Source organism: Altererythrobacter aquiaggeris (genome assembly GCF_037154015.1).
Lineage (GTDB): Bacteria > Pseudomonadota > Alphaproteobacteria > Sphingomonadales > Sphingomonadaceae > Aestuarierythrobacter > Aestuarierythrobacter aquiaggeris.
The window spans coordinates 1,274,635-1,301,592 of the sequence record NZ_JBANRL010000001.1 but is presented as its reverse complement, the minus strand read 5'-3'; the positions used below and the strand labels follow the sequence as shown (position 1 = coordinate 1,301,592).

General features: G+C 58.5%; 24 protein-coding genes. 11 read left to right on the top strand and 13 right to left on the bottom strand.

The window, feature by feature from the left end:
• Positions 1–60 precede the first annotated feature (60 nt).
• From WFP06_RS06320 to WFP06_RS06310, 3 genes are all read left to right on the top strand, one after another.
• Positions 61–1,257 carry a thiolase family protein gene (locus tag WFP06_RS06320; protein ID WP_336986378.1) on the top strand — a complete coding sequence of 399 codons (1,197 nt, stop codon included), beginning with the start codon at positions 61–63 and terminating at the stop codon, positions 1,255–1,257.
• 91 nt (positions 1,258–1,348) lie between these two features.
• On the top strand, positions 1,349–1,735 hold the full coding sequence (locus tag WFP06_RS06315) for a hypothetical protein (protein WP_336986377.1): 387 nt from the start codon (positions 1,349–1,351) through the stop codon (positions 1,733–1,735).
• A gap of 108 nt (positions 1,736–1,843) precedes the next feature.
• A complete protein-coding gene (locus WFP06_RS06310) occupies positions 1,844–2,257 on the top strand; it encodes a hypothetical protein (RefSeq protein ID WP_336986376.1) in 414 nt (137 codons plus the stop codon).
• 65 nt (positions 2,258–2,322) lie between these two features.
• On the opposite strand, the gene WFP06_RS06305 is transcribed toward WFP06_RS06310, so the two are convergent.
• Complete coding sequence (locus WFP06_RS06305) at positions 2,323–2,790, bottom strand: SH3 domain-containing protein (protein ID WP_336986375.1); 468 nt, start codon at positions 2,788–2,790, stop codon at positions 2,323–2,325.
• A 104-nt stretch (positions 2,791–2,894) separates the two neighbouring features.
• Between WFP06_RS06305 and WFP06_RS06300 the strand changes: the two genes are divergently transcribed.
• Entirely contained in the window at positions 2,895–3,908 is a 1,014-nt protein-coding gene (locus tag WFP06_RS06300; protein WP_336986374.1) for a 2-hydroxyacid dehydrogenase, read from the top strand.
• A gap of 113 nt (positions 3,909–4,021) precedes the next feature.
• On the opposite strand, the gene WFP06_RS06295 is transcribed toward WFP06_RS06300, so the two are convergent.
• The 5 genes from WFP06_RS06295 to WFP06_RS06275 form a co-directional block, all read right to left on the bottom strand.
• Positions 4,022–5,428: an NAD(P)H-dependent flavin oxidoreductase gene (locus WFP06_RS06295; RefSeq protein WP_336986373.1), complete on the bottom strand. Its 1,407-nt coding sequence runs from the start codon at positions 5,426–5,428 to the stop codon at positions 4,022–4,024.
• A gap of 34 nt (positions 5,429–5,462) precedes the next feature.
• Positions 5,463–6,200, bottom strand: coding sequence for a class I SAM-dependent methyltransferase (locus WFP06_RS06290; protein ID WP_336986372.1), 738 nt, complete (start codon positions 6,198–6,200; stop codon positions 5,463–5,465).
• The gene (prfB, locus tag WFP06_RS06285) at positions 6,197–7,324 is read right to left on the bottom strand and encodes a peptide chain release factor 2 (protein WP_336986371.1); all 1,128 of its coding nucleotides are present in this window, start codon (positions 7,322–7,324) and stop codon (positions 6,197–6,199) included. The genes WFP06_RS06290 and prfB overlap by 4 nt, the downstream gene beginning before the upstream one ends.
• A gap of 99 nt (positions 7,325–7,423) precedes the next feature.
• Positions 7,424–9,946: a penicillin-binding protein 1A gene (locus tag WFP06_RS06280; RefSeq protein WP_336986370.1), complete on the bottom strand. Its 2,523-nt coding sequence runs from the start codon at positions 9,944–9,946 to the stop codon at positions 7,424–7,426.
• Positions 9,947–9,997: 51 nt separating this feature from the next.
• Entirely contained in the window at positions 9,998–10,867 is an 870-nt protein-coding gene (locus tag WFP06_RS06275; protein WP_336986369.1) for an N-acetylmuramoyl-L-alanine amidase family protein, read from the bottom strand.
• 452 nt (positions 10,868–11,319) lie between these two features.
• Here WFP06_RS06275 and WFP06_RS06270 point away from each other — a divergent pair, with 452 nt between their 5' ends.
• The gene (locus WFP06_RS06270; RefSeq protein ID WP_336986368.1) at positions 11,320–14,196 is read left to right on the top strand and encodes an Rne/Rng family ribonuclease; all 2,877 of its coding nucleotides are present in this window, start codon (positions 11,320–11,322) and stop codon (positions 14,194–14,196) included.
• Positions 14,197–14,266: 70 nt separating this feature from the next.
• On the opposite strand, the gene WFP06_RS06265 is transcribed toward WFP06_RS06270, so the two are convergent.
• Positions 14,267–14,902 carry a class I SAM-dependent methyltransferase gene (locus WFP06_RS06265; protein ID WP_336986367.1) on the bottom strand — a complete coding sequence of 212 codons (636 nt, stop codon included), beginning with the start codon at positions 14,900–14,902 and terminating at the stop codon, positions 14,267–14,269.
• A gap of 61 nt (positions 14,903–14,963) precedes the next feature.
• Here WFP06_RS06265 and WFP06_RS06260 point away from each other — a divergent pair, with 61 nt between their 5' ends.
• Both WFP06_RS06260 and WFP06_RS06255 read left to right on the top strand, forming a co-directional pair.
• Positions 14,964–15,854, top strand: coding sequence for a haloalkane dehalogenase (locus WFP06_RS06260; protein ID WP_336986366.1), 891 nt, complete (start codon positions 14,964–14,966; stop codon positions 15,852–15,854).
• 125 nt (positions 15,855–15,979) lie between these two features.
• On the top strand, positions 15,980–16,432 hold the full coding sequence (locus WFP06_RS06255) for a hypothetical protein (protein ID WP_336986365.1): 453 nt from the start codon (positions 15,980–15,982) through the stop codon (positions 16,430–16,432).
• Positions 16,433–16,795: 363 nt separating this feature from the next.
• On the opposite strand, the gene WFP06_RS06250 is transcribed toward WFP06_RS06255, so the two are convergent.
• Positions 16,796–17,533, bottom strand: coding sequence for an SDR family NAD(P)-dependent oxidoreductase (locus tag WFP06_RS06250; protein ID WP_336986364.1), 738 nt, complete (start codon positions 17,531–17,533; stop codon positions 16,796–16,798).
• Positions 17,534–17,689: 156 nt separating this feature from the next.
• Here WFP06_RS06250 and WFP06_RS06245 point away from each other — a divergent pair, with 156 nt between their 5' ends.
• The 4 genes from WFP06_RS06245 (at position 17,690) to WFP06_RS06230 (ending at position 20,831) form a co-directional block, all read left to right on the top strand.
• On the top strand, positions 17,690–18,475 hold the full coding sequence (locus WFP06_RS06245; RefSeq protein ID WP_336986363.1) for a succinate dehydrogenase iron-sulfur subunit: 786 nt from the start codon (positions 17,690–17,692) through the stop codon (positions 18,473–18,475).
• On the top strand, positions 18,475–18,933 hold the full coding sequence (locus WFP06_RS06240; protein ID WP_336986362.1) for a PaaI family thioesterase: 459 nt from the start codon (positions 18,475–18,477) through the stop codon (positions 18,931–18,933). The genes WFP06_RS06245 and WFP06_RS06240 overlap by 1 nt, the downstream gene beginning before the upstream one ends.
• Before the next feature lie 13 nt (positions 18,934–18,946).
• A complete protein-coding gene (zapE, locus tag WFP06_RS06235; protein WP_336986361.1) occupies positions 18,947–20,065 on the top strand; it encodes a cell division protein ZapE in 1,119 nt (372 codons plus the stop codon).
• A gap of 67 nt (positions 20,066–20,132) precedes the next feature.
• On the top strand, positions 20,133–20,831 hold the full coding sequence (locus WFP06_RS06230) for a pirin family protein (RefSeq protein WP_336986360.1): 699 nt from the start codon (positions 20,133–20,135) through the stop codon (positions 20,829–20,831).
• Between the two features lie 41 nt (positions 20,832–20,872).
• Here WFP06_RS06230 and WFP06_RS06225 read toward each other — a convergent pair whose 3' ends face one another.
• From WFP06_RS06225 to WFP06_RS06205, 5 genes are all read right to left on the bottom strand, one after another.
• Positions 20,873–21,832: a crotonase/enoyl-CoA hydratase family protein gene (locus tag WFP06_RS06225; RefSeq protein WP_336986359.1), complete on the bottom strand. Its 960-nt coding sequence runs from the start codon at positions 21,830–21,832 to the stop codon at positions 20,873–20,875.
• Positions 21,833–21,955: 123 nt separating this feature from the next.
• Positions 21,956–23,077: an ABC transporter permease gene (locus WFP06_RS06220; RefSeq protein WP_336986358.1), complete on the bottom strand. Its 1,122-nt coding sequence runs from the start codon at positions 23,075–23,077 to the stop codon at positions 21,956–21,958.
• Positions 23,074–24,180, bottom strand: coding sequence for an ABC transporter permease (locus WFP06_RS06215; RefSeq protein ID WP_336986357.1), 1,107 nt, complete (start codon positions 24,178–24,180; stop codon positions 23,074–23,076). The genes WFP06_RS06220 and WFP06_RS06215 overlap by 4 nt, the downstream gene beginning before the upstream one ends.
• Complete coding sequence (locus WFP06_RS06210; RefSeq protein ID WP_336986356.1) at positions 24,177–25,883, bottom strand: ATP-binding cassette domain-containing protein; 1,707 nt, start codon at positions 25,881–25,883, stop codon at positions 24,177–24,179. The genes WFP06_RS06215 and WFP06_RS06210 overlap by 4 nt, the downstream gene beginning before the upstream one ends.
• Before the next feature lie 17 nt (positions 25,884–25,900).
• The gene (locus WFP06_RS06205) at positions 25,901–26,935 is read right to left on the bottom strand and encodes an HlyD family secretion protein (protein WP_336986355.1); all 1,035 of its coding nucleotides are present in this window, start codon (positions 26,933–26,935) and stop codon (positions 25,901–25,903) included.
• Positions 26,936–26,958 lie beyond the last annotated feature (23 nt).

The window sequence follows — 26,958 nt, the reverse complement described above, 5'->3', positions numbered from 1 at the left end:
AGCATTAGGTTGCGGATGACCCGGCGCCAAACGCCCAGTACGAACAGAAAGACCAGCTTCATGACCGCATTTTCCGCAGCCGACCCGATCGTTATCCTCAGCTATGCGCGCACCCCCATGGGCAGTATGCAAGGTGCACTGGCCGACGCATCGGCAACGGATCTGGGCGCCGCTGCGGTCAAGGCGGCGGTTGAACGCGCCGGAATCGATGGCGGTGATGCGGACCGTATTTATATGGGCTGTGTTCTGCCCGCGGGCCTTGGCCAGGCACCCGCCCGTCAGGCAGCGATCAAGGCCGGACTACCCAAAAGCGTTCAGGCAACCACCGTGAACAAGGTTTGCGGGTCAGGTATGCAGACAGTCATCATGGGTGCAGAAGCGCTCGCCAGCGGAACGGCCGATCTGGTGATTGCGGGCGGCATGGAGAGCATGACGAATGCGCCGTATCTGCTCAAGAAGCACCGTTCCGGCGCGCGCATCGGGCACGACACGGCTTACGACCATATGTTTCTCGACGGGCTGGAAGATGCCTATGAGGAAGGCCGTGCAATGGGCACATTCGCGCAAGATACGGCCAATGATTACCAGCTCACGCGCGCGGACATGGATGACTATTCGATTGAATCGCTACGCCGCGCAAATGCAGCCATCGAAAGCGGCGCATTTGCGGGCGAGGTGGTGCCCGTAACCGTAACCACGCGCCGCGGCGAAACGATTGTCGATACTGACGAGGCGCCGGGCCGAGGCAATCCTGACAAGATCCCGACGCTGCGCCCCGCTTTTGCCAAGGACGGGACAATCACAGCCGCAACATCAAGCTCGATCTCCGACGGGGCAGCCGCTGTGGTGCTGACACGCGAGAGTGTTGCGGCGGACAAGGACCTTAAGCCCATCGCCAGAATAGTCGCAATGGCGGCTCATGCCCGCGAACCTTCCGAGTTTACCATTGCTCCGGTCGGGGCGATCGAAAAAGTGCTCGACAAGGCGGATTGGTCTGTCGGCGATGTCGATCTTTGGGAAATAAACGAAGCGTTTGCCTGTGTTGCGATTTTTGCGATGAAAGATATCGGCATCCCGCATGACCGGATCAACGTGAACGGCGGCGGCACTGCGCTTGGCCATCCCATCGGCGCCAGCGGCACGCGTATCATCGTAACGCTAGTCAATGCGCTGAAAGAACGAGGCAAGACCAAAGGCGTTGCCAGCTTGTGCATAGGTGGCGGAGAAGCCACTGCCGTCGCCATCGAACTCATTTGAATAAAACGACTTTCTTGTCTGCTTGCCCGAGACTCGTATAGTTGGCACAACTATGGTATTTGCTCCACTCCATTTATGGGGAGGAAATAACATGAAAAGAATTGCCATTATCGCCGGGGTTTCACTTATGGCGGCTTGTTCTCCGGCTGAAACCGAGGCGCCTGCCGAAGAAGCCGTCGCAGAAGCCGTGGTCGAGGCACCGGCTGAAGAGAGTATGGCAGGCACTTACAATGTCACTTCCGAAGACGGCAACGGTGTGACCACAATCGCCGAAGATGGCACCTTCACCAACACGGTCGATGGCGAGGTTACCGATACAGGCACTTTCGCCCGGGTGGACGGCAAATCGTGCTTCACATCGTCCAAAGAGGGATCTGTCGCAGAATGCTGGACGGATGCCGAACCTGCTGCCGATGGCAGTTGGACCGCGACGTCTGACGATGGCCGCGTGGTTACAGTCGTTCGCGCGCCTGCATAAACGCAAATGCCCCGATTTGCGGGAGCGATGGCCGGCGGTCGTCGCTCCCGCACTTACAAAACCGGGTCATCTGTTATTAAATTACGCAGTTTCAATGGGGGAACACGGATGAAGAAGATTATCGCACTGGCCGCTGTCGCGACGTTGGCCGGTTGTTCGCAAGCAGAGCCTGACACTTCGGGGGATACAAGCCCTGACCTTACCGCCATGGCAGAACCGGAACAAATTGCTGTCGATGGAGGTCCGATTGCCGGGGTATATGTCGCCACAGCGCCCGACGGATCTTCCGTAACCCAGACGTTGACCGATGACGGAAAAGTAACAAACACGGTTGACGGCGAAGTCGTCGCCACGGGCACTTATGATATGGGACAAGCCGAAAACCAGGCCTGTTTTACTTATACGGACAGCGAATTTCCTGACGGCTGTTTTATTCTGGGTGAAGTAGTTGACGGAACCTGGACTGCGACGAATACGGCTGATGCCGAGGAAATCTGGTCGGTAACACGGGCAGGCAGCTGATAGCCACTGGTGACACCGGACGGGGTGAGCCTGAATTTCAGGGCCCATCCCGGTTCCGCTGGTGATTACGGTTCGCCGTCACCCCAGATCCGGTCCGCTTCGACCCAGCCCATGTGTCCATCGACGTCGAACTCGCACCAGTCAGCTTCGCAGTCGCCCAGGCGTCCTACCACGCCGGGTTCAAGTTTCCATTTAAGCGCAGCTGTTTTGGACGCGCCCGCACGCATCTCTGCAAGACCATCTCCTATAACGATTGCGCCCCGCTCGGGTGTCAAAAGGCGCGCGACCACCCAGCCCTGCGCTCCGTCCGGGTCCTGTATCAGGCGCCAGCCTTCCATCTGCCGGACAACCTTCACCGGCAAACCCTGGCGTTTGTAAACCCAGTCGATCTTGTAATCCGCGCTCGGGCCGACGCGCATATTCACTTCGCTGGCGCGCATTGCTGCCCAATAGGGAACTTCGCGTTCCTGTGCGCTTGCCGGAACAGCGGAAAAGCACAGCGCAAGTATAGCGATTCTGGAAAGCAATGACATGACTGGTCTTTAACGCCGCAGATGCGACCGCGACAAGCCCGAACCGCCGGTTCATTACGAAGACCGCTTGACCACCCTGCCCCCCGCGTCCTAGCGCAAAGGTAATGGACACAGCAGCACAATCCAATCGCCGCGTCGAAGGTAAACCGCGCGTCATCGTCTCGCGGCACTTGATGCCGGCAGTGGAAGCCCGCCTGACCGAGCTGTACGAAACCGAACTGAATTCTGCCGATCAGCCGATGACCCGCGAGCAATTGGTTGCCGCGATGAATGCGGCGGACGTGCTTGTCCCGACAGTGACCGACCGGATTGATGCCGACATGCTGGCCGAGGCAGGTGATCGGTTGGGATTGATCGCAAACTTTGGCGCGGGCACCGATCATATCGATTTGAAGGCGGCGCGCGACCGGAACATCATGGTCACCAATACGCCGGGCGTCTTTACCGACGATACGGCCGACCTTGCGATGGCGCTGATTATCGGTGTACCGCGCCGTATCCGAGAAGGCGTCGCTTTGATCCGCCGCGCAGAGTGGACCGGCTGGGCGCCTTCGGGGATGCTCGGGCGTAAATTGGGCGGCAAGACGCTGGGCATAGTCGGGATGGGCCGGATCGGACAGGCGGTCGCCCACCGCGCGCGCGCTTTCGGGTTGGAAATCATCTATCACAACCGCAAGCCCTTGCCCGAAGCGCTGGAGCGTATGCTGGGTGCAAAATATGTCGATAGCCTGGGCGATTTGCTGATCGCATCCGATATCGTCACGCTGCATTGTCCCTATACCCGGGACACGCATGAGATGATGAACGAGCGGACGTTTAGCCTGATGAAACCCGGTTCGGCAATCATCAACACAGCGCGCGGCGATCTGATCGATCAGGAAGCCATGCTTGCAGCGATTTACAGCGGGCGACTGGTTGGCGCCGGACTGGACGTCTATCCCGATGAACCGGCGGTTGACCCGCGGCTGCTGGCGCACCCGAACATCATGACCTTGCCGCACATCGGTAGCGCCACCGCCGAAGGGCGCGAGGCTTCGGGAGAAAAAGTCATCGCCAATATCCGCTTCTGGGCCGACGGACACCGTCCCCCCGATCAGGTGCTGGACGCTCTGGTATAAAGGTCAGCGGCCAGCGTGCGTATATTCCTATGCCCGCCACGTTACAGCATCGGTTGAGCAAACTTTTCTGTCGCTGCCCCACATAGCGCCGGCCCGGCTTTGCCTTGCCCGCATCAATCCCCGGTCATTATCCGGTCAACCAGTTGTTTCACCGTGGGGGTGAAATTATTGCTGTAGAACGGGTCTTGCTTGAAGCGGAATGCGGAGTGACCGGCGAAGGCCAGATTGTCGTCCGTATCGCCACCGTGGGCGATATCCTGCAGGGTTTTCTGGATGCAGAAGCTGCGCGGATCGGCAAGTTTTCCGGTGGTATAATCGTCATGATCTTTCCATGCCGAAAATGCGCAATGCGATAGGCAACCCATGCAATCCTGCTGATCCTTGCGGATCGTGTCGCGGCTGCCGGGCGTGACGAAAACAATCGTGCCATCGGGAGTTTTGAGGGCTTCGGTGTGACCTTCGGCCATCCAGGCATTGGCGCGTTTGCGGTCTTCGGGTTTGACCCAGAAACTGCGACCTTTGCCCTCTTCGCTCAACTGGACCGAACCGGCATCCTCACCCTTTTTGGTAAACGGAATCTGCCGCTCGCTGCGGTGCATAAGATCATACAAGAACGGGTTTTTGACCGCCGAAGAATAAAACCCGGTCGGTGAAAATTTATGCAGCAGGACTTCGCCCGGCTCGACTGTGCGAAGCATATCTTTCCAGCCCTGCGGGATCGGGCTTTCTTGCGTCAACAGTGGCCGCGTGCCGAACTGGAAGGCAATCTTGCCAATCTCCGGATTGTCGATCCAGTTTTCCCAGTCGCGCAGGAACCAGACACCGCCCGCCATGACGATCGCGGTTTCTTCCGATACCCCTTCCTTGCGCATGGTTTCGCGCAAATCCTTTACTCTGGGATAGGGGTCTTGCGGTACGCGGGGATCTTCCGCGTTGGACAGGCCATTATGCCCGCCCGCCAGCCACGGATCCTCGTACACTACAGCCGCCATCAGGTCGGGGACCTTGTGATAGCTGCGTTTCCAGAGCGCGCGAAACGCGCGCGCCGAACTGATGATCGGCAAATAATGGACGTTATATGTTGCAGCAATTTCAGCCAGCTTATACGGCATACCCGCACCGCAGGTGACGCCGGTCACCATGCCTTTGGTGTTTTCCAGAATACCCTCGAGCACAGCCTGCGCGCCGCCCATTTCCCACAACACATTGATGTTGATTGCGCCGCGTCCATCGGACATTTCAAACGCCTTGCGAACCTGTTCGGTGCCGCCCTCGATACCGTAACGGATCAACTGCTGGTGGCGTTCGCCGCGCGTGGGCGCATCATAAATTTGCGGGATAATATTACCGTCTTCATCGGTGCTGTCGGCGTTGACTGCACTGACCGTTCCGATGCCGCCGGCAGCCGCCCATGCACCCGAGCTCATGTGATTGGTCGCCGAAACGCCTTTGCCGCCTTCGATCAACGGCAATACTTCGCGGCCGCCATAGATGATCGGATTGATGCCCTTGAATGCCATTGAAATCAGGTTCCTTAAAAAATCTGCCGCAGGCTCAGGCCCCGGCATTGCCGCCGCTGTTCTTACCGCGGCACGGCTCGATATCTTCCGGCTCCGGCCTGGTGGCAGCAGCCTTGAACTGGGCATAATAACCGGCCAGTTCCGGACTGTCTTTGAAAGTGACAAGATCAAACCCCACGCGCTTGAACTCGCACGTCAGCAAATCGGGCGCAATGCCGTGCTGGTCGGTTGGCCTGTCCATATCGACGACTATCACTTGCCCGCCATCGCGCAATGCGGGCCAAAGCCGCCATAGAAACGCATAAGGCTCACTGACCTCGTGATACATATGGACCAGAAAAATACGGTCGAAACTCTTTTGCGGCAAACGCGGATCGTCAGCATCCCCCGGCTTGATCGACACATTGTCGAGCCGTTCGCGTTCCACGCGGTTGCCAAGCCTTTCCAGCGCTTCCCGGTCGATATCCTGCGCCAGCACGCGGCCTTTGCTACCGACACGCTCCGCCAGACGGACTGTGTAATACCCCTCGCCGGCGCCGATATCCGCAACGGTCATGCCCGGAGATATTTCGGCAAAATCCATCACCTTTTGCGCTTCGCCGACACTGTCGCGCTTGGTTTCTGTCGAAAACTGGTTCGAACCCAATTCGGAAACCGGCCGGTCGGGCTGAGGGAACTGGAGCGCGGTATCGGGACGGTCCGCCGGCCCGGCGGGTTTACAACCGGACAATGCCAGCAGCGCAGCGATGCAAAATGCAGCACGCAAAATCATTCAACATCCTCGACTTCGACGGCCTCGCCCGTCACTTGCTGCGCCAACGCCGCTGAAATGAACGGGTCCAGCGCGCCGTCCAGCACAGCATCGGGCGCGGCCGAAGTGTATCCTGTCCGCAAATCCTTGACCATCTGGTAAGGCTGGAGAACGTAGGACCGGATCTGGTGTCCCCAGCCGATTTCGGTTTTTTCCTGATATTCGCCGGATGCCGCAGCTTCACGTTCGGCCATTTCGCGTTCGAACAGCCGGGCTTTCAGCATATTCATGGCGGTGGCGCGGTTTTTATGCTGGCTGCGATCGTTTTGGCTGGCGACGACGATACCCGTTGGCTGATGGGTGATCCTGACTGCCGAATCGGTCGTGTTCACGTGCTGGCCGCCAGCGCCGGATGCGCGGTACGTGTCGATCTTCAAATCACTTTCGTTAATCTCGATGTCGATATCATCGTCGATTACCGGATAAACCCAGACCGAGCTGAAACTTGTGTGACGCCGCGCAGCGCTGTCATAGGGGCTGATCCGCACAAGGCGGTGCACGCCGCTTTCGGTTTTTGAATAGCCATAGGCATTTTCGCCTTTCACCAGCAGCGTGGCGGATTTGATGCCTGCCTGTTCGCCTGCATGATAATCGACGATTTCGACTTTGTAGCCTTTCTGCTCGGCCCATCGCGAATACATCCGCTGGAGCATTTCGGCCCAGTCCTGGCTTTCCGTTCCGCCAGCCCCGGCATGGATTTCGATATAGGTGTCGTTGGCATCCGCCTCGCCCGCCAGCAAAGCCTGAACCTTGTCGGCATCTGCGCGATCCGCGAGTTTCTGGAGACTGTCATGCCCGTCATTGACGATGTCGTCATCGCCTTCCGCTTCGCCCATTTCGATGAATTCGACCGCATCGGACATTTCGGCCGAAATTTCATTCACCGTGCCAACCGCCGCTTCGAGACGGCGCCGCTCGCGCATGACCGCTTCCGCCGATTTGGGATCGTCCCACAATGTCGGATCTTCGACGCGTGCATTGAGCTCGTCGAGCCGGCGCAAGGCACGGTCCCAGTCGAGCGACTGGCGGACAAGTGCCAGTGCAGCGTTTATCCGGTCAATATTGGCCTGCCCTTCGGCACGCATATCAAATCTCCGTAAAACACCCCTCGAAAAGGGGACTCGGCGCTTAGCGCACGGGGTGATGTTGTAAAGGTGGAAGCAACTGCGACCGGGCGAAAACGGTCAGTAAATTCCGCCTTGTTCCTCGACAAAGTCGTCGGCCTTCTCCTCGACTTTGACCGGTGCAGCCCTTTGGCGCTGCGCACCGCGCCTGACGTTTCGCAGCGCTTCCCGAAACTCTTGCCGCTTCGCTGCGATTTCGTCCTGCCGGGTCGCGCGCGGCGGCTCGGTATCGGGCTTGAAAGCCTCCCAGATTATCGGTGATTTGGGATCGTTTGTCGGCCAGCCGTCGAACACACGCTTGCCTGTGGCCCGGCTGATGCGGACCATGCTCACACCCGGAGGTGCGACAAACGGTGCGCCGCTGAACTTGTCTTTCGATGCCTGGGCAAATTGTTTGAAGATCGGCGCAGCCAGTGTGCCGCCCTGGGCATAACCGCCCATGTTGCGCGGCGTATCAAACCCCAGATACACGCCCGCCACGATATCGGGCGAACCGCCGACGAACCAGACATTGGTGGGACCGGTGGTGGTGCCGGTTTTGCCGAACAGCGGAATTCCCAGATCGCGCAACGTCACAGCAGTGCCGCGTTGAACCACGCCCTCAAGCATATGGACCGTCTGGAACGCGGTACGCGGGTCCATCGCCTGAACGCCCTGCGGGCTTAGTCTGGGCATGGATTTACCGTCCCATTCGGCCATGTTGCAGGTGGTACATTTGCGATCGTCCGCGCGCCAGATTACCTTGCCCGACCGGTCCTGCACAAAATCGATCAGCGTCGGCTTTTTCAGTCGCCCGTGGTCAACCAGCGCAGAATATGCCGCAACCATTTTCATGACCGTGGTATCGCCCGCACCAAGCGCAAAAGCAGGATACGGTTCGTACGAACCGATGCCGACACTGTCGATTGTCTTGATCACGTTGGGCATCCCTGCATCCATCGCGATATGCACCGTCATCAAATTCTTCGATTGCTCCAGCCCGTAGCGCATCGGATACTCGCCGCCGCCGGACTCGCCGCCAAAGTTGCTGAAGCATTTCTGGCCCAGCTTCGCACCCTGATAATAACAATAGCGTTTATCGGGCACCATCGAGGAGGGTGTCATCCCGTGGTCGAGCCCCGACGCATAGACAAATGGCTTGATCGTGGAACCCGGTTGCCGGTTGGCCTGCGTGGCGCGGTTGAATGAACCTAGCCGGGAATCGAACCCGCCCTGCATGGCCATCACCCGGCCGGTTTGCGGGTCCTGCACAAGAAAGCCGCCTGAAACCTCGGGCACGGTGCGAACGCGGAAACCATTGCCTTGCGGCGAAGCGGCAATCACATCACCGGCTTTTAGCGCATCGGGCAGATTGGCTAACGGATAGGTTTTGCCATCACTGAAACCGATCGTCGCGCTGGAGCCTGAACGCTGCGTCACGACGCCGACGCGCCAGTCGCGGTAATTGATGCCGATATAGGAACTTCTTAGCTGCCCCTCCCAGCTTCCGTCGGAAAGGTCGATCGTTGCGATGGGCGCTTTCCATCCGCGACCGCCCTGGTAACGCATGATGCCAGCCCTCAGCGCATCGCGGGCGGCATCCTGCAATTCAACGTCAAGCGATGTGCGCACCCACAATCCGCCAGCATAAACACTGTGCGGACCGGCATCTGCAGTTTCACCGAAATCTTCGATAAGCTGCCGCCGGACTTCTTCCAGGAAATAGCCGGCATCCGCTGATTTGCGCATCGCCTTCTGGTCGATAATCCCGAGCGGCAGGGCCTTGGCAGCATTGGCTTCGGCGGAAGTGATGAAGTCGTTTTCCTCCATCTGGCTCAGCACGATATTGCGCCGCTCCATCGCCTGGTCGAAATTGCGTTCGCGGCTGTAGGTTTCAGGCGCTTTGGGCAAAATCGCAAGATAAGCCATCTCGTGCAGAGCGAGATCGCCGACATCCTTGTCGAAGTAGGCACGGCTCGCGGCCTGCACCCCGAAACTGCGCCGCCCGAGCGGAATTTCGTTGAGATAAAGCTCGAGAATATCCTGCTTTTCCAGCACCCCTTCGATGCGCCTTGCGAGGATCATTTCCTTCAGTTTGCGCGTGATCGAATATTCATCGCCGACAAGAATATTCTTGGCCACTTGCTGGGTTATCGTGGAGCCGCCTTTCGCGCGCTCGTCAGAACCCAGTTTCGAGATATAATCGAATACGGCCCCGATCAGACCGGTCAGGTCCACACCGCCATGCGTCCAGAATGTTTTGTCTTCTGCTGCCAGATAGGCGTCGATCAATTGTTCGGGAAAATCCACGAACCGTAACTGCACCCGGCGTTCACGGGCATAGGAATCGACAATTTCGCCGTCCATTCCGCGCACCACGGTGGGAAGTGGCGGTTCGTAATCGACCAGCCTTTCGGCATCGGGAAGATCACGTGCCAGAACGAACCAGAATATGATCAGCAGCAGCACACCGGCGCCCGCGGCACTTGCGCCCCAGCGGAACAGTTTGTGCTCGCGCCAATTGGTACGCGCCCATGCAGCCAGGCCGCTTGCTTCCCGGCGGATGCGGAAGCGAACATTTTCGATTGTGGAAGTCTCGGGCATAATCTGGCAGCGGCCTTAGCACGCGAAATCTGACTTGCGCCAGAACGTAATTCAGCCTGCGGACCGTCGGGCGAAAAATATCCTGATGGTCCGGGCCATCACGTCTGCAAAGGCATCGCGCCCCTCCGCCGAAGCGAGCCTTCTGGCATCAGCGGGATTGGAGATAAATCCGGATTCGTAAAGTACTGAAGGTACGTCGGGTGCCCGCAAAACCGCCAGTGCGGCAGACCGCCTCGGCTGCGGATGGAAGTCGATGATGCCATCGCCTTCGCGCAAGAGCAATCTGGCAAATTCGACCGATCCTTCCTGGGTACGGCGCTGCGACAGCTCGACTAGTATGTCGCTGACCCCGTCACTTCCGCTGGCCATTTTTACGCCGTTTATCCGGTCAGAAGCATTTTCACGCTGCGCGAACCGCGCCGCAGCCTCGCTGGAGGCAACATTGGACAAGGTATAGACACTTGCGCCCTTCACGCCGCTTTGCTCGCCGGCTGAATCGGCGTGTATCGAAAGAAACAAATCCGCCCCAAGCCGCCTTGCAAGATCATCGCGTTCGGCGGGCAGCAGAAATGTGTCATCCTCGCGGGTCATCGCCACGCGAATGCCGCCCCGTTCGATCAGCTCGTCTTTCAATGCGGTAGCCAGACCAAGCACCAGCGATTTTTCGCGGAATCCGGCACCGCTTGCCCCGGGATCATGCCCGCCGTGGCCCGGATCGATCAGAACCAGTGGCCGGCTCGAATCGGCAGGGCCGTAGATCGTCGGCAGATCCCTGTTCGCGCCGACATCAGGTAACGAAAGCCGCAAAACATAGTCGCGCCCAAGGTGCGGGACGGGGATGGTCAGGCCAAGCGCATAGACACCTGCAAGCAGGGCCAGTGGGGCCAGGAACACCATCCAGAGCTGCAGACGCAACGACATCGTAACCCTGCTATGGCAATTGCGTTGCAATACGCAACATGGTTGCTCCGGCAAATTTGCGGTGCTAGCAAACCTTGACTGATGGTGAATACCCGCTTGGTTTGAAACCAAAGCGTATTATATCACCCTTCAGAACAGGTCAGGGCACCTTCGCCCATGGTCTGAAAACAGGTTGAAACAGATAATGAGAAGCCTCTCCCCGTCCCAGCAGCCGCAGCCGCAAGGCCGCGCAGCTATGTGGGCGGACCGGGCAGTGCATGTTTCGCACATTTTGAATTCTGTAGACACATCTAACGCTGCCTCCATAAATATTTATGGAGGCCTTACCCACATGACCGACCCGGCTCCGGCAAGATGCCGTTCAGCGGGCGGTTTCCACAACTATCGACATATCCCATCGGCATTAGCGGTCTCAGGACCAGCCCCGCCCGGATATGTCCGGAGAAAATTCAATGGCAACGCGCATGTTAATCGATGCGCGCCACACCGAGGAAACTCGGGTGGCGGTCCTAAAAGGCAACCGGATTGAGGAATTCGACTTTGAATCTGCCGAACACAAGCAGATCAAGGGCAATATTTATCTGGCAAAGGTAACGCGGGTCGAACCGTCGCTGCAGGCAGCGTTTGTCGATTTCGGCGGTAACCGGCACGGTTTCCTGGCTTTCAGCGAAATCCATCCTGACTATTACCAGATTCCGAAAGAAGATCGCGACCAGCTGCTCGCCGACGAGGCCGAGGCAGCCGCGGAAGAAGCGCGCCTTCGCAACGAAGACGAAGAAGATGGCAACATCCCCGGTGACGAATATGACGCCGATGACGAATCCTCCGAATCGCTGGCCGAAGACATGGCCGAAGACGGTATGGAAGAGATCGACACTTCCGAAAAAGACGATGTCGCCACAATCGAGGAAGGTCATGTCGATGACAATTCCGATGATGAAGACGGCGATGATGACGGCGACGACGATGATGACGACCGTTCCGCAGGCTCGGACGATGGTGACGATACATCTCGCGGCAAAGGCCGCGGTGGCCGCGGACGTGGCCGCCGTCAGGGCCGGGGCCAGAAGGGTCGCGGCAATCAGGGCGGCAGCACCCGCGCCAAGCAGGTGGACGAAGCGCGTGCCAAACGCATGGCTTTGCGCCGCCGCTATAAAATCCAGGACGTTATCCAGCGCCGTCAGGTTCTGCTCGTCCAGGTCGTAAAGGAAGAGCGCGGAAACAAGGGCGCAGCCCTTACCTCCTATCTCAGCCTCGCCGGGCGTTATACCGTTCTGATGCCCAATTCGGGTCACGGCGGCGGTATCAGCAGGAAGATCAGCAGCGCCAACGATCGCAAGCGTCTCAAGCAGGTTGTCTCCGATCTCAATCTACCGCGCACGATGGGTCTGATCGTTCGTACCGCGGGCCTCAGCCGCACCAAAACCGAAATCAAGCGTGACTTCGATTACCTCGCGCGGTTGTGGGATGGTATTCGCGAATCCACCATGGGCGCGGTCGCGCCGGCAAATATCCATTCGGACAGTGACCTGATCAAGCGCGCCATCCGCGATATTTACAACCGCGAAATCGAAGAAGTTGTGGTGGAAGGCGAACAGGGTTACCGTTCGGCGAAGGAGTTCATGAAACTGCTGATGCCCAGCCATGCGCGCCGGGTAAAATCGTATAATGACCCCGTGCCACTGTTCCAGCGCTACGGCGCGGAAGACCAGTTGTCGGCAATGTATGAACCGATGGTCCAGCTAAAATCGGGCGGCTATCTGGTGATCAACCCGACCGAAGCGCTGGTGTCGATCGACATCAACTCGGGCCGTTCCACCAAGGAACACGGTATCGAGCAGACCGCGCTCCACACCAATCTGGAAGCGGCGCGCGAAATCGCCCGCCAGTTGCGCCTGCGCGACATGGCCGGGCTTGTAGTGATCGATTTTATCGACATGGAATACGGATCGAACGTCCGTAAGGTCGAAAAATGCATGAAGGATTCGCTGAAGAACGACCGCGCGCGCATTCAGGTCGGGCGAATCTCCAGCTTTGGTCTGATGGAAATGAGCCGCCAGCGTTTACGCACGGGCGTGCTGGAAGCATCGACCCGCGAATGCCCGCATTGTGACGGAACCGGCCTCGTGCGGACAGCGTCCAGCGCGGGTCTTTCCGCGCTTCGCCAGATCGAAGAAGAAGCCGCCAAGGGCAAAGGCAGCACCGTCTCGCTTTATGCAAGCACCGAGGCTGCTGTTTACCTGCTTAACTCCAAACGTTCCGATCTCGCCGAGATCGAATCGCGCTACGGTGTCGTTGTCGAAGTCATTCCCGAAGGCGAAGAAGAAGGCGCGAAAATGCGCGTCGCAAGCTCTGGTCCCAAACCGGCATCAGTGCCCAAATTCGAAGCCATTATCGATGACGACGATGATGACTTGCCCGAAGATGATGAAAACTACGACAGCGACGACAGCGAGAACGCCGATAATAGCGACAATGGCGATAATGGCGACGATCACGATGATCGTCCCAAAAAACGGCGCCGGCGCGGTGGCCGCGGGCGCAATCGCAAGAACCGCGAAGATACGGACGGCGAAGAAAGCCCGGACGGTTCGGATGATAATGCCGAACTGGGCGCCCAATCATCCGACGATGATGAGGACAAGCCGAAAAAACGTCGTCGGCGCGGCGGCCGACGCCGTGGTGGCCGCGGGCGTGGACGTTCCGAAGGCAATGAAAATGGTGCCGAGGGCAATGAAAACGGTGCCGAAGGCAATGAAAACGGCGCCGAAGGCAGTGAAAACGGCGCCGAAGGTACACCGGCCGCGCTTGATGCTGTTGCTGAACAAATGCAGGAAGATATTGCGGTAGTATCGGGACCACAGGGTGCGCCGCAATCGGCCGAAGCCATGGCCGACCGGAACGATCAGACTGACAAGCCTAAACGCGCGCGCCGCAAGAAAGCGGATACCGAAGGCACAGACGCTGATGCCCCGGCAACCGATGCAGCAGCAGAAAAGCCCAAGCCAAAGCGTGCACCGCGTAAAAAGGCGCAGCCCAAGGCCAAAACCGGCGCGGCACCTGTAACGGGCGCTGACGATGCACCGGTCAAAGCCAAACGCGCACCGCGGAAAAAGGCCGAACCCAAGGCGGCGGCTGACGCTGCGCCTTCGGCGGTTACAAAGGATGCGCCGGCAGAACCAAAGCGTGCGCCGCGCAAAAAGGCTGAACCCAAAGCTGCGGCCAAGGCCGAACCGGCTCCGGGCGTCGCTCAACCGGCGAAGGCATCAGCCGCCGACAAGCCCGAGAAAAAGCGCGGCGGCTGGTGGCAGCGCACTTTCGGGGAATAGCCGAAGCGCGAAATCGATTACTGAAAAGGGGGGCTTACAGCCCCCTTTTTTGTGCGATGGACCCGTTCATCTAACGGCCGGTTTTGATCGCCCTGCCCCATTCCATCCAACCGACCGGGCGCGGGGTTTTGGGGACATATTTGGCGCCCATCGGCTCGACCTGAAATCCGCCCGCCGCGACCGCCGATGTCACCGGCCTCGTCAAATGACACCCCCCGGCGACCGGTTTCCAGAACGGTTCGATCCGGTTCTGCCATTTGGCAACTTTGGCGTCAGGTGCGCGGCCGTGTTCCAGAAACAACAGTTGACCGCCAGGTTTCAAGATACGGCGCATCTCGCGCAAAACCTGCGCCTGATCCTGCACCGAACACAGCGTAAAGGTGCACACCACACTATCGAAAATGTCATTGCCAAACGGAATATCTTCGCCAACTCCGTCACGAATATCGGCTTCCCATCCCTTGGCCACTGCCGCAGCTTTGGCATATTCCGGCAGCTTTCCGCCCGGATCGATGCCCGCGAAATGGGTGACTGCGTTGCTGTCGTAAAATGCCTGATTGATGCCCCCGCCGCAGCCAAGTTCGAACACCCGGCCACTGGCCATTGGCACGACAAAGGATCGCAGTTTCATGATCTGCGGCGCACCACATGCGATCCTGATCACGCGCGGCACCGCGTGCCTGTCCCACCAGCCTGCCAAGCCCATCGCAGTTCCCCTTCCCTATCCGCAATACAGGTTGCATGATGCAATGGATAGGAGACAGTTGATGAAATCGCACAGGACACCCGATGCACGCTTCAGCGATTTGCCCGGATTTCCTTACGCGCCGCATTACCACACTTTGTCGGGCGGGCTGCGGCTGCATTATCTGGATGAAGGCCCGCGCAGCGGCACGCCCGTTCTGATGATGCACGGCGAACCGAGCTGGTGCTTCCTGTACCGCAAGATGATCGACCCGGTTGTGGCCGCCGGGTACCGCGTGATTGCGCCCGACCTGATAGGCTTCGGGCGTTCGGACAAGCCGCTGAAGCAGTCCGATTTCACATATGCCGGCCATGTAGCGTGGATGCGCGAATGGTTGGAGGCGCTGGATCTGGGCAGCGTTGTCCTGGCGTGTCAGGACTGGGGTTCGCTGGTCGGCTTGCGGCTGGTTGCAGCAATGCCCGAACGCTTTGCCGCTGTGGTCCTTTCAAACGGCGGTCTGCCCGCGGGACAAGAACCGCCACCCGCATTCGCCAAATGGCGGAGATTTGCAAAATGGAGCCCGGTATTCCCCATTGGCAAAATTATCCAGCGTGCGACGACGACCGAACTGCCTGACGATGTCGTCGCAGCATATGACGCACCGTTTGACAGCCGCGCCAGCAAGGCGGGCGCCCGGGCCTTCCCTGCGCTGGTTCCGCTGGGTGAAAACGAAGCGGTGCCGGATCAGCTAGAAGCGTGGAAGGTTATGGAAACATTCGGCAAGCCATTCACTTGCGCATTCAGCGACCGCGACCCCATCACGCGCGGCGGCTTTGCCCAATTCCAGGACCGCGTTCCAGGTGCCAGACATAACTTGCATCGCACATTGAAAGGCGGGCATTTCATCCAGGAAGATGATCCCGAAGGTTTCGTCGGGGCAATATTGGACACGGCCAAGTTGGCGGAAATTTAAGCGGTCCCCTGAACGGAAGGGCGCTACAAGCGCGCTGGTAGCAACCAGAGCTGTTGTAATGTGTTTAAGCATACATCCTCCTCCAACTCAATGCGATCTGGTCTGTACGAAAAGGTGAGTTGCTAATGATCGAAATGAAAATTCTACCATTCACATTCGCAACCCTGCTTTTGCTAAGCTGCACAGAACCCTCACGAAACGTTCCAAATGAAGAGATCGTTGCTGAAGGGTCTGCTGAGACACCTGCCGGTATGGTAAGGGAAACTTGGCCTGACCTTGAGCTTAGCCCGACTCCGAGCGCGCTTTGCGCCTTTAAGGAGCAAGACCCTACCGAACGCGATCCGTCCCTGAAATCCGAACCCGGCTTTTCTGATCAAATTCGCATTTATGGTAACGAAGGCGAGTTTGGTGGAGAAACTCCAGAAGGATTTAATATTCAGACCTATATTTACGAAGGGAAAAGCGTCGTAGTTGCCCGCGAAGGTATGGACGATCTAGTTGTCACAGCAGAGCGAAGTGGCGTTATTCTTTCAATTGGGCCAGACGAGTTCAGGTGCAAATTGTACAACGCTGAATAAGTGAAATCTAAGCCTCACATCCAAGCGACATTGATATATAGCGACTGCAACGCTACGCAGTCTCCATGCTCTTCTCCGGCTGGTTCTGCGTTGGTTGAAAAACTTAGCCCATGAGTAGCCAGTTGCATCAAAGGCTTCTGGCGAAGCTCCCCATTAAACGAAATTGATTACGCAAAAAAGGTTGCGACCGGCTCGCAATATTCGATGTGGGGGGAGTATAGCCGAAAGAAATGACAGGGCATCGAAGGTCCGCTTCTTGGGGCCAAAAGCACACGCTGCTACGTCCGTAATCGGGTCGTTAGCGGAAAATCCGATTCTGGTTTTCATCTCCTTCAAACCGGGCATTACCGAAAGAGTGGCTTCCTACTCTTGCACACGCTTTCCATCCCAGCCAAAAACGCTTCCGCTATCCTGCGGCGTCAGGCCATCCAGCACTGCGAGCAGTCGCTCCGCCGCATATTCCGGCGTAAATAACTTTCCATCCGCTACATTGCCCTGAAACATCTCGCTCAGTGCGGTGTCGACTGTACCAGGGTGCAGGCCGGCGATGATCGCCTGTTTGTGCGAACGTCCCATTTCAATGGCGAAATTGCGGATCAACATATTGAGTGCAGCCTTGCTGGCGCGGTAGGAATGCCATCCGCCAAGCCGGTTATCGGAAATCGAACCAACGCGTGCCGACAACGCAGCCAATATGGCGCGCCGGTCACGCGGGACCACCGGGAGCATATGTTTCGCAATCAAGGCCGGGCCAATCGTGTTGAGCGCCATAATCTCGCCCATCGCCTGTGCGTCCAGCGCGCGGTATGATTTTTCGGGTCCTGTTCCGTCCTCCAGTGTCAGCGCCCCGGTGGCGATAATGACCAGTTCGGGCGGCTGCTGCTTCATCATCGCGGCGGCTTCCATAATCGATCTCTCGCGCAGCAGATCGAATGAAAAGCCGGTAATTTTCGGATGTCGAAGCACCTTGCCGGACCGCGATCCGGCATAGATCGAACCGATGCCAGGTTCCGCGGCCAGCAGCCGCACCATCGCAGCGCCGATCCCGCCACTGGCGCCGAAAATACACACTGTTTGCTTATGCTGCTCTGCTTCGACCATCCGGTGCTATCCCATACGCTGCCGCGCCAATAAACCCCATGGATTGAACAGATCAAATACCGGCCCGTTCCGCGGCTTGTCTTGCGGCGCACAATCGCTAAGTAGGTCGTGACCAACCGGCGCATCAGTTGCAGCACCGAAACAGGATAGAAATCAATGGCTACCTTCACTCTCCCCAAAAACAGCAAGATCAGCGGCCAGGGCCGTGTGCATCAGGCCGATGCTGCTGCGGGAAAAGTGAAGAAATTCAAAATCTACCGCTACGATCCAGATAGCGGCGAAAACCCGCGCTATGACAGGTTCGAGATCGATCTGGACGATTGCGGACCGATGGTGCTGGACGCGCTGATCAAGATCAAGTCCGACATAGATCCCACTCTCACCTTTCGCCGGTCCTGCCGCGAGGGTATTTGCGGTTCCTGCTCGATGAATCTCAATGGCAAAAACGGGTTGGCCTGCACCACTGCAATCGAAGATTTGGGCGGCGAGATCCGCATCACGCCGCTGCCGCATATGGAAGTGGTGAAAGATCTCGTGCCCGACTTCACCCATTTTTACGCCCAATATGCGTCAATCCGCCCCTGGCTGCAGACAGTGACGCCTACGCCCAGCGGCAGGGAACGGCTGCAAACGCCTGAGCAGCGCGAAAAACTGGATGGTTTGTACGAATGCATCCTGTGCGCGTGCTGTTCGACAGCTTGCCCGTCATACTGGTGGAATTCGGACAAATTCCTCGGCCCGGCGATTCTGCTGCAGGCGTATCGCTGGCTGGCTGACAGCCGCGACGAGATGACCGGCGAAAGGCTTGAGGAACTGGAAGATCCGTTCCGCCTCTATCGCTGCCACACAATCATGAACTGCGCGAATGTCTGCCCCAAGGGATTGAGCCCGGCCAAGGCAATCGCCGAAATCAAGAAAATGCAGGTCGAAAAGCACGTTTGATGCCGACTGCGACCGGCGAAGAGTTCATCTATCGCGAAATCGAGGATGCACCCGGCTGGTTTGTCTGGGATCTGGCCGACAAGACCCGGTTCAACCATGCGGTGATGGGCCCGATGCGGGTGCGGCGTGAAGGCGACTTCGTGCGTCTGCGGATGTTTCCCGAGCGCAAACACACCAACTTGCTCGACAATATGCATGGGGCGGTAACGCTCGGTCTGATCGATATTTCACTGTTTGCCGGTGTCCGCATCCTGCTGGATGGCAATGCGGCAGGTTCGGTAACGCTGGAGCTTTCAACCCAGTTCATCGGCGCGGGTGATCCGGCACAGCCGCTGGACGCGGTTGTCGAAGTGCTGCGCGAGACACGCCGACTGGTCTTCCTGCGCGGGCTGGTGGTTCAGGGCGATGCCAGGGTTGCAGCATACGCGGGTACGATTCGCAAACCTTCGCAGCGATGACCGGCAGCGTAATATGACGGGGATGCTCGCGCGGTATAACGCTCTGGTCAGCGCAGGCGAGTTGCGTCCCGATCAGGAGCAAGCGGCGGCTGCCGCCCGTCTGGATGCGTTGCAACAAGCGCTTGAGGAACAATCCCAACGACGCGGTCTGGTCAGCCGGATTTTCAGCGGCAAAACGCCGATCCCGCGCGGTGTCTATATGTGGGGCGGTGTAGGTCGCGGCAAATCGATGCTGATGGACCTGTTCCACGAAACGTTGGATATCGGCAAAAAGCGGCGGGTCCATTTTCATGCCTTCATGCTGGAAGTTCACGCCGAACTGCGCGAGGAACGCAGCAAGGAAAGCGGCGACCCGATCCCGCCTGTGGCCGCCAAACTGGCCGAAAGCATCCGCTGTCTCGCGTTTGACGAAATGGTCGTCAACAACAGCGCGGACGCGATGATCATGAGCCGGCTATTCACTGCGCTGATACGCGACGAGGGGGTGAGCATCGTCACCACCAGCAACCGCCCTCCCCGCGATCTGTACAAGGACGGGCTCAACCGCGAACATTTCCTGCCATTCATCGATCTGATTGACGAACAGCTCGACGTTCTGCCGCTAAATGGTCCGGTTGATTACCGGCTCGAGCGTCTGGCAGGGATCGACAGCTGGCACACCCCGCTTGGCGATGCGGCAACCCGGCAAGTCTCGGAAGCATTCTTCCGCCTTACCGATTATCCCCCTGACGACAGTGACAATGTCCCATCCGCCGAATTGCAGATCAGCGGTAACCGCACGTTGCATGTCCCGAAAAGTTTCAAAGGCGTCGCTGTTTTCAGCTTCAGACGGCTGTGCGGCCAACCGCGCGGCGCAAGCGATTATCTCGCAATTGCAATGACATATCATACGGTAATCATAGTGGGCATTCCCGCAATGGGTCCGGATGACCGTAATGAAGCCGCACGTTTCGTAACGCTGATCGACGCACTTTATGAAAACAGGGTCAAACTTTTTGCCACGGCTGCGGCAGAACCCGCCGGCCTGTATCAGGCGGGAGACGGCAGTTTTGAATTCGAACGCACCGTAAGCCGGCTGATCGAAATGCAAAGCGAAGCGTACATGGCCGCGGGGCATGGCGAGGATGGTTGAAACCGTCCGGAAGCCTCCCAAATAGATCGCATTCCGGCGGTCACTCCCCGCCGATGCGAGAGTATCTATGATTGATATCAGACCCTTCGGCACGCTTGGTCACGCCGATCACGGATGGCTGAATGCGCGGCATCATTTCAGTTTTGCCAATTATTACGACCCTGCGCGGATGCAGTGGGGCAAAATCCGTGTCTGGAATGATGATACCATTGGGCCCGGATCCGGTTTTCCGCCGCATAGCCACGGCGATATGGAGATTATCACCTTTGTCCGCGAAGGTGCGATAACGCATAAGGACAGTCTGGGTAACGAAGGGCGGACCACGGCGGGTGATGTGCAAGTCATGAGCGCGGGTACCGGTATCACGCATTCCGAATTCAATCTGGAGGATGGCCCCACGACCTTGTTCCAGATCTGGATCACACCTGATCGCGGTGGTGAAACGCCGTCATGGGGCCAGCGCGAATTTCCCGCCAGCGACCGGTCGGGCAGCTGGCAGATTGTCGCCAGCGGTAACCCTCAAAACGATGACGCATTGCCGATCAGAGCCGATGCAAGAGTGCTGGCGGCGACGGTTATGGCCGGTGATAAGGTGGTCTATAAGGCCGAACCCGCAAGGCATCTGTATCTGGTCGCGCCGAAGGGCAATATCCGGGTGAACGGACATCTGGCGGCGGCGCGCGACGGTATTGCCATGACCGGCGAAGAGACGATCACCGTCGAGGCGATCGACAACGCCGAACTGGTGATGGTCGATACGGCGTAGCGGCAGTAAGAAAACCCTTCAAGGCCAGACAAGGGTTTCGGTCAGGCCGCTTTTGCCAGGCGCGCCTGCGCAGCGGCAAGCCGGCTCATGACCTTCAAATCCTGTTCGCGTAACTGCAGCGCTGCATCGGCCCACAGCTCGGTAATCCGGTATAATTCGTCAAGTTCCAGAGGCTGCGCAATCCGCATGGCCTTTTTCGCGTGAACCAGCCCGGCGTGGCGGCGCGCCGACTTGGCGATGAAATCCTGCGTGGCGGACAGGCCTTCCCCCCGTTCGGCCAGGCGGTGAACCAGCCCCAGATCAAACATTTGTTCAGCGGTGTAGGTCTGATTGGAGAACATAAGCCGTTCGGCCATTGCACTGCCGATTTTGCGGGAAAGTATCGCGTGCGCGCCCATGCCGGGGAACAGTCCGAACATGATTTCGGGCAATCCGAATGTCGCACCGCGTTCCGCAATGATAAAATCAAAGCTCAACAGGGCTTCGAAACCGCCGCCAAGCGCAGCACCTTCGACCAGGCCTACGGTAACCATCGGCAAATCCAGTGCCCTGATGTTGCGATGCAGAATGGCGCAGCAACGATGGCCATATTCCACAAGTGCATCGCGGTCACCGCTGCGTATCAATTGCTGAAACAATTCAAGATCACCGCCAAAACAGAACACCCCGGGCGCCCGGCTGCCAAGCACCAGAAAGCGCAGCGGAACCTTGTCATGGCCAAACCCGGCTGTGATCAGGCGCTGCCATTGTTCAAAATCGGCAAGCATCGACGGGGTAAAGCTGGGACGGCCTTCAGGCCGCATATAGGACCACAGCGTTTCTGCATCATCCTCGTAACTGACATCGATCTGCTTGAGCTTGAACAGATCTTCGGGAATCGAATGATGCGCAGATATCAGACCGGACTGGTCAACCGCGCCATTTTCGGCAAAAAAAGCTGTCTCGCCCGGCGCATCCTCCGATGCGGAATTGTTATCAATCGCTAGCGACTGACGATCCATATTGCCCCCTTTTCAGCATCCGTCAGACCGGCCCACGGATATCTGGTAAACAAAGTAACCTTGGCGGGAGTCCCATGGCAAATTTTTATTTCAGCTATGCGACGAACCGAATCACTGTATCGGTCAATCGAGCCTGGTTTTGAGAATTGTGTAAGCCGTACCGACGGATACCGCCGCAAAAGCCAGCATCATGGCGATATTGTCAGCCGCATGGACAAGCGAAATATCCTTGACAAAAACTCCCTGCGAAATTTCAAGCATATGCCGCAGCGGGTTAATCCAGGCGAGCCATTGGAGCCATTCGGGCATATTATCGACCGGAGTGGCGTAACCGGCCAGCAATGTCATCGGGGTGAGCGCCATGAAGCCGACCAGAAATGCCTGCTGCTGCGTTCGCGCGAAGGAGGAAATTGCCACCCCCAGCCCCGCCATAGCGAGCGAAAAACACAGCACGGCACCAAATAGCAAAGCCAGCGACCCGATCAGCGGAACCCCGAAGAACAGCGGAATGACGAGGACGTAAAACAGCGCATTGCCCAAGCCGACAAGAAAGGCGGGGACGATCTTGCCAAGCAGTTTCTGACTTACGCCCAGCGGCAAAACCTGCAGCGTATCGATTGTGCCAAACTCCCGCTCGCGCGCGAAGGTGTGGACCGAAATCGAAATTACCAGCACCGATGTTATGATCGCAATCATGGCAGGCATCGTAAACCAGCGGTAATCAAGGTTGGGATTATACCAGTTTACAGCGACCAGTTCCGGCCCCGCGCGCGTAGCGTCTGGCGCAAGCTCGGCACCTGCGCGGTGGATGATGGTCTGGATATATCCTGCGACGATCTGTCCCGCATTGATTTTTCTACCGTCAACCAGCAATCCGGCCGAACCCGTCCGGCCTGCGGCAACATCGCGCGACAAATCAGGTGGCAGCGAAAGCCCTGCAATCACTTCACGTCTGGCGATCCCGTCCGCCATCGCGTCCATCGACGGGTAATAGATCAATTTGCGAACGTTGGGGCTGCCGGCCAGACCGGACAGCACCTCCTGCGCGGCAACGCCATTGTCGCGGTTGACCACACCGATATCGAAGTTCCTGACTTCCAGCGTGCTGGCCATCCCGTACAGCATCAGCTGGATGATCGGCGAAATGATCAGCGTCGTGCGCGCCCGCTTGTCAAGCAGGACGATTTTCAGCTCCTTCGCGGCCATGGCCCAGAAACCGCCAAGCCAGTTCGCCAGCGCTGTCATACGATTGTGCGCTTTATCGCACCGCTGGCGCGCAGCATGAAAAAGCCCCCGAATGCGAGCAATATTGCGATATTCGGCAGAAATACCGACCAGATATCGCCGGCAAGAAACACACTTTGCAATGGTGGTATCAGATAACGTGCGGGCACCAGATAGCTGAACCACCTGATTACAACCGGCATGGAATCCAGCTCGAACAGAAAACCCGAAAGCAGCAGCGACGGCAGATAGCCCAGCAGCAATGCCATCTGGATGGATGCAAACTGGTTTTTGGTCACTGATGAAATCCACAAACCTTGCGCCAGCACTGCGGCAAGAAAGGCGGCTATGATCAGCACAAGCGCAAACAGCGATCCGCGCAGCGGCAGCCCGTAAAAGAATATCGCCACTGCAACGCACAATGCCGTGGAAGCAAATCCCATCACAAAATAGGGCGCAATCTTGTTGGCAACCAGCGACCACGGTGAAAGCGGGGTGGACAGCAGACCCTCCATCGTGCCGCGCTCATATTCGCGCGCCATCACCAGTGCGGTGAGCAGACATCCGATCATCGCCATCACAATGGCGATCGCGCCCGGCACCAGCATGAAGCGGCTTTCAAGTCCCGGATTGTAAATATAGCGGGTGGCGAGTGCCAGAACGGGCTCGCGCCTCGTGTCCGCCCCGGAAACCTGCACATCAGCCCAGTTCTGCAGCAACCCTGATATATGACTATCCAGAAATGCCGCTGTATTGGGCTGCGATCCGTCCGCGATCAGCTGGACCCGGCCATTGCCCCCGCCAATCACCGCGGCTTCAAAACCATCGGGGATAACGATGATACCGCGCAGCCCGCCCGCCGCGATTTTGTCTTTGAGCGGCGATATTTCGCCAGCCTCGTGAATTTCGAAATAGCGGTTCGCGGTAAAGCTATCGACCAGATCGCGCGACGTAGCCGTTCTGTCGCGGTCCACCAGTCCGGTTGCCGTGCCGACCGTGTCGAGCGAAATGGCGCTGCCGAACAGAAATATGAGGATCAGAGGGAGGACAATGACCAGTCCCAAACTGGCCGGATCGCGCCAGATCTGCGCCCATTCCTTTGACCGGATTGCTGCGCCTCTCATGCAGGGGTTACGTCGCTGTGACGTTGCGATTCGATCAGGCCGATGAAGGTTTGCTCGAGTGTCGGCATGGCTATTCCGATCGCGATATCCTGCTTGAGCTGGGCCGGAGTTCCCGAAGCGATTGCCTCGGCATGATTTATCAGCAGCAGCCGGTCACAATTTTCGGCCTCATCCATAAAATGCGTCGTCACAAGAACGGCAACACCGGTGGCGGCAATGGCATTGATGTGATGCCAGAACTCGCGCCGGACCAGCGGATCGACTCCCGATGTCGGCTCGTCCAGAAACAGGACCTGCGGCTTATGCAGAACTGCAGCGGCAAGCGAAAGCCGCTGCCTGATACCCAGCGGCAACAACGCTGCGCGCTCCGTCATATAGGGCCCAAGCGAAAGCGCCTCTGCAGTCTCGGCAATTGCCCGGGCGGCCGGCTTTCGCGGCATGGCGTGCGCGCCTGCCACGAACCGCAAATTCGCCTCCAGCGTCAAATCACCGTACAGCGAGAAGTTCTGCGGCATATATCCAAGCGCCTTGCGCGCTCGCGGGCCTGATGCGCGCAAATCGCGGCCGGCAACCGCGCCGCTTCCGTCAGTCGGTTTCAGCAGCCCGCACAGCATCCGGAAGGTTGTCGATTTACCCGCCCCGTTGGGCCCCAGCAGACCGAACACCTCACCCGGGGCAACGGTGAAACTGATATCATGCGCCGCCGTAAAATTACCGAACCGGCGGGTAAGCCCGACAGCCGCGATTGCGGCACCTTCACCGATACCATCCGACCGGTCAGGAAAACCTGCCGCCAGCGCGCTGTCTTGCAACTGGCTTCCATCATCCAGCAGGACCGCAAAACCGTCCCCCGCTCTTGGTTCGAGCGGCCGGCCCGGCGCATTGCCGTTACGGATAATAACGCGGACCCCCGCCCCCTCTATCGAGGCGTCGATGGTGTTGCGGTCTTGCTGCATACGCGCCAGCCCCTTGCGCTTGGCGGAGGTGGGCACGGGCAATTCGAAGACCCGCCCCGCGGCCAGCGCAGACAGGCCCGCCGGTTTCCCGCTATAGCGCACCTCCCCTTCGTGCAGCACCAGCAGGTCATCACACCTGGCAGCGTCATCCAGAATACTGGTGGCCCAGACTACGGTTGTGCCATCATCCAGCAACTCTGCGAGCAATTGCCAAATCTCGCGGCGTGACAGCGGATCGACCCCGACCGAGGGTTCGTCGAGCAGGATCAGCGGCGGGGCTGCCACCACGGCGCAGGCCATCGCCAGCTTCTGCCGCATTCCGCCCGACAGTCTGCCCGCTTCCCTCTCGCGAAATTTGCCAAGGCCCGTCAGACTGTAAAGCTGTTCGAGCCGCTCGGGTTGCCCGACCGGATCAACCCCCCGCAAACGTGCATACAGATCGAGATTGCGGGCGACCGATAGCTCGCGGTAAAGCGCCCCGCCCTGCGGCATATAGCCAACTCTGGAACGATCCAGTTCGGCCACCGGTTTGCCGAAAATTTCCACATCACCCGCATCGGCCTGCGCCAGCCCGGCAAGGATCCGCATCAAGGTCGTCTTGCCCGCGGCATCCGGGCCGATCAAGCCGATCATCTGTCCCGGTGCGGCTTCGAAAGTCACGTTTTTCAGCGCCTCGACAGGTGCAGCACCCTTGCGTTCGCCAGCAAAACTTCGGGACACACCCGACAGCCGAATGACGGGAGCCATGTCAGGTGCCAGCTCGATTACTCGGCCGCCTTTTTGCCAACCAGATGCACCGAAACGGGCTGGCCTTGTCTGAGTTCGCCCGTGGGATCGTCGACAATCAGGCGCACCCGATACACCAGGTCGGCACGCAATTCCTCCGTCTGGACAGTGCGCGGTGTGAACTCTGCAGTTGGCGAGATAAACCCCACCGTCGCAGGCCATGTCTTGTCGCTGCCATCCACAGAAACGCGCGCTTTCATACCGGGCTTTATGCGCGGCAATGCAGGTCCGGCAATGTAGGCGCGCACTCTGACCGGCTGGGTCAGCGCAATCGTCAAAACGGTTTGCCCCGCTTCGACAACCGCACCCGCCTCGCGCGCTCTGGTCAGGACCTGACCTTTTTCGGGCGCGCGTAATTCGGCATCGGCCAGATCGGTTTCGACCGCGCGGCGGCTGGCAACGGCAGAATCGCGGCGCGCGCGCGATGCGCTCCGGTCTTCCGTCCGTACACCTTCGCGCGCCAGTGATAATGCAGCCAGGGCATCCGACAACCTGGCATTGGCGGCGTCACGGTTGGCCTGCGCAGTCTCGAAGTCGGCGCGGCTGATAAAGCCGCGGTCCAACAATGCCTCGCGGCGATCAAACTGGCGCTGCGCTTCGGTAAGCGCCGCACGCGCGGTTGCAACGCCGGCCCGGGCACTGGCAACTTCTTGTGGCCGACTGCCCGCGGCATCCCTGCTGACTTCGGCCGCCGCTACCGCGATGTCTGCATCAGCGCTTGCCAGCCGGTCACGCGTGGGACGGGTATCCAGCCTTGCCAGAAGCTGGCCCGGGATAACCCGATCGCCTTCATCAACCAGCAATTCGTCAATCCGGCCGGAAATGCGAAAGCCCAGTTCGGCCTCGCGAATTTCCACATTGCCATAGATGTCTGCTCCGGGCGACCGCTGTTCACCCCAGAAGCCAAGCGCCCGACCGCCATACCAGATTGCCGCAGAAACTATCGCCAGTAAAATGATCAGCCGGACAATACGCTTGCCCTTACCGCCTGACGCAGCTGCATTTTCCCCCATCAGATCCCTCCGCCGCACATCCT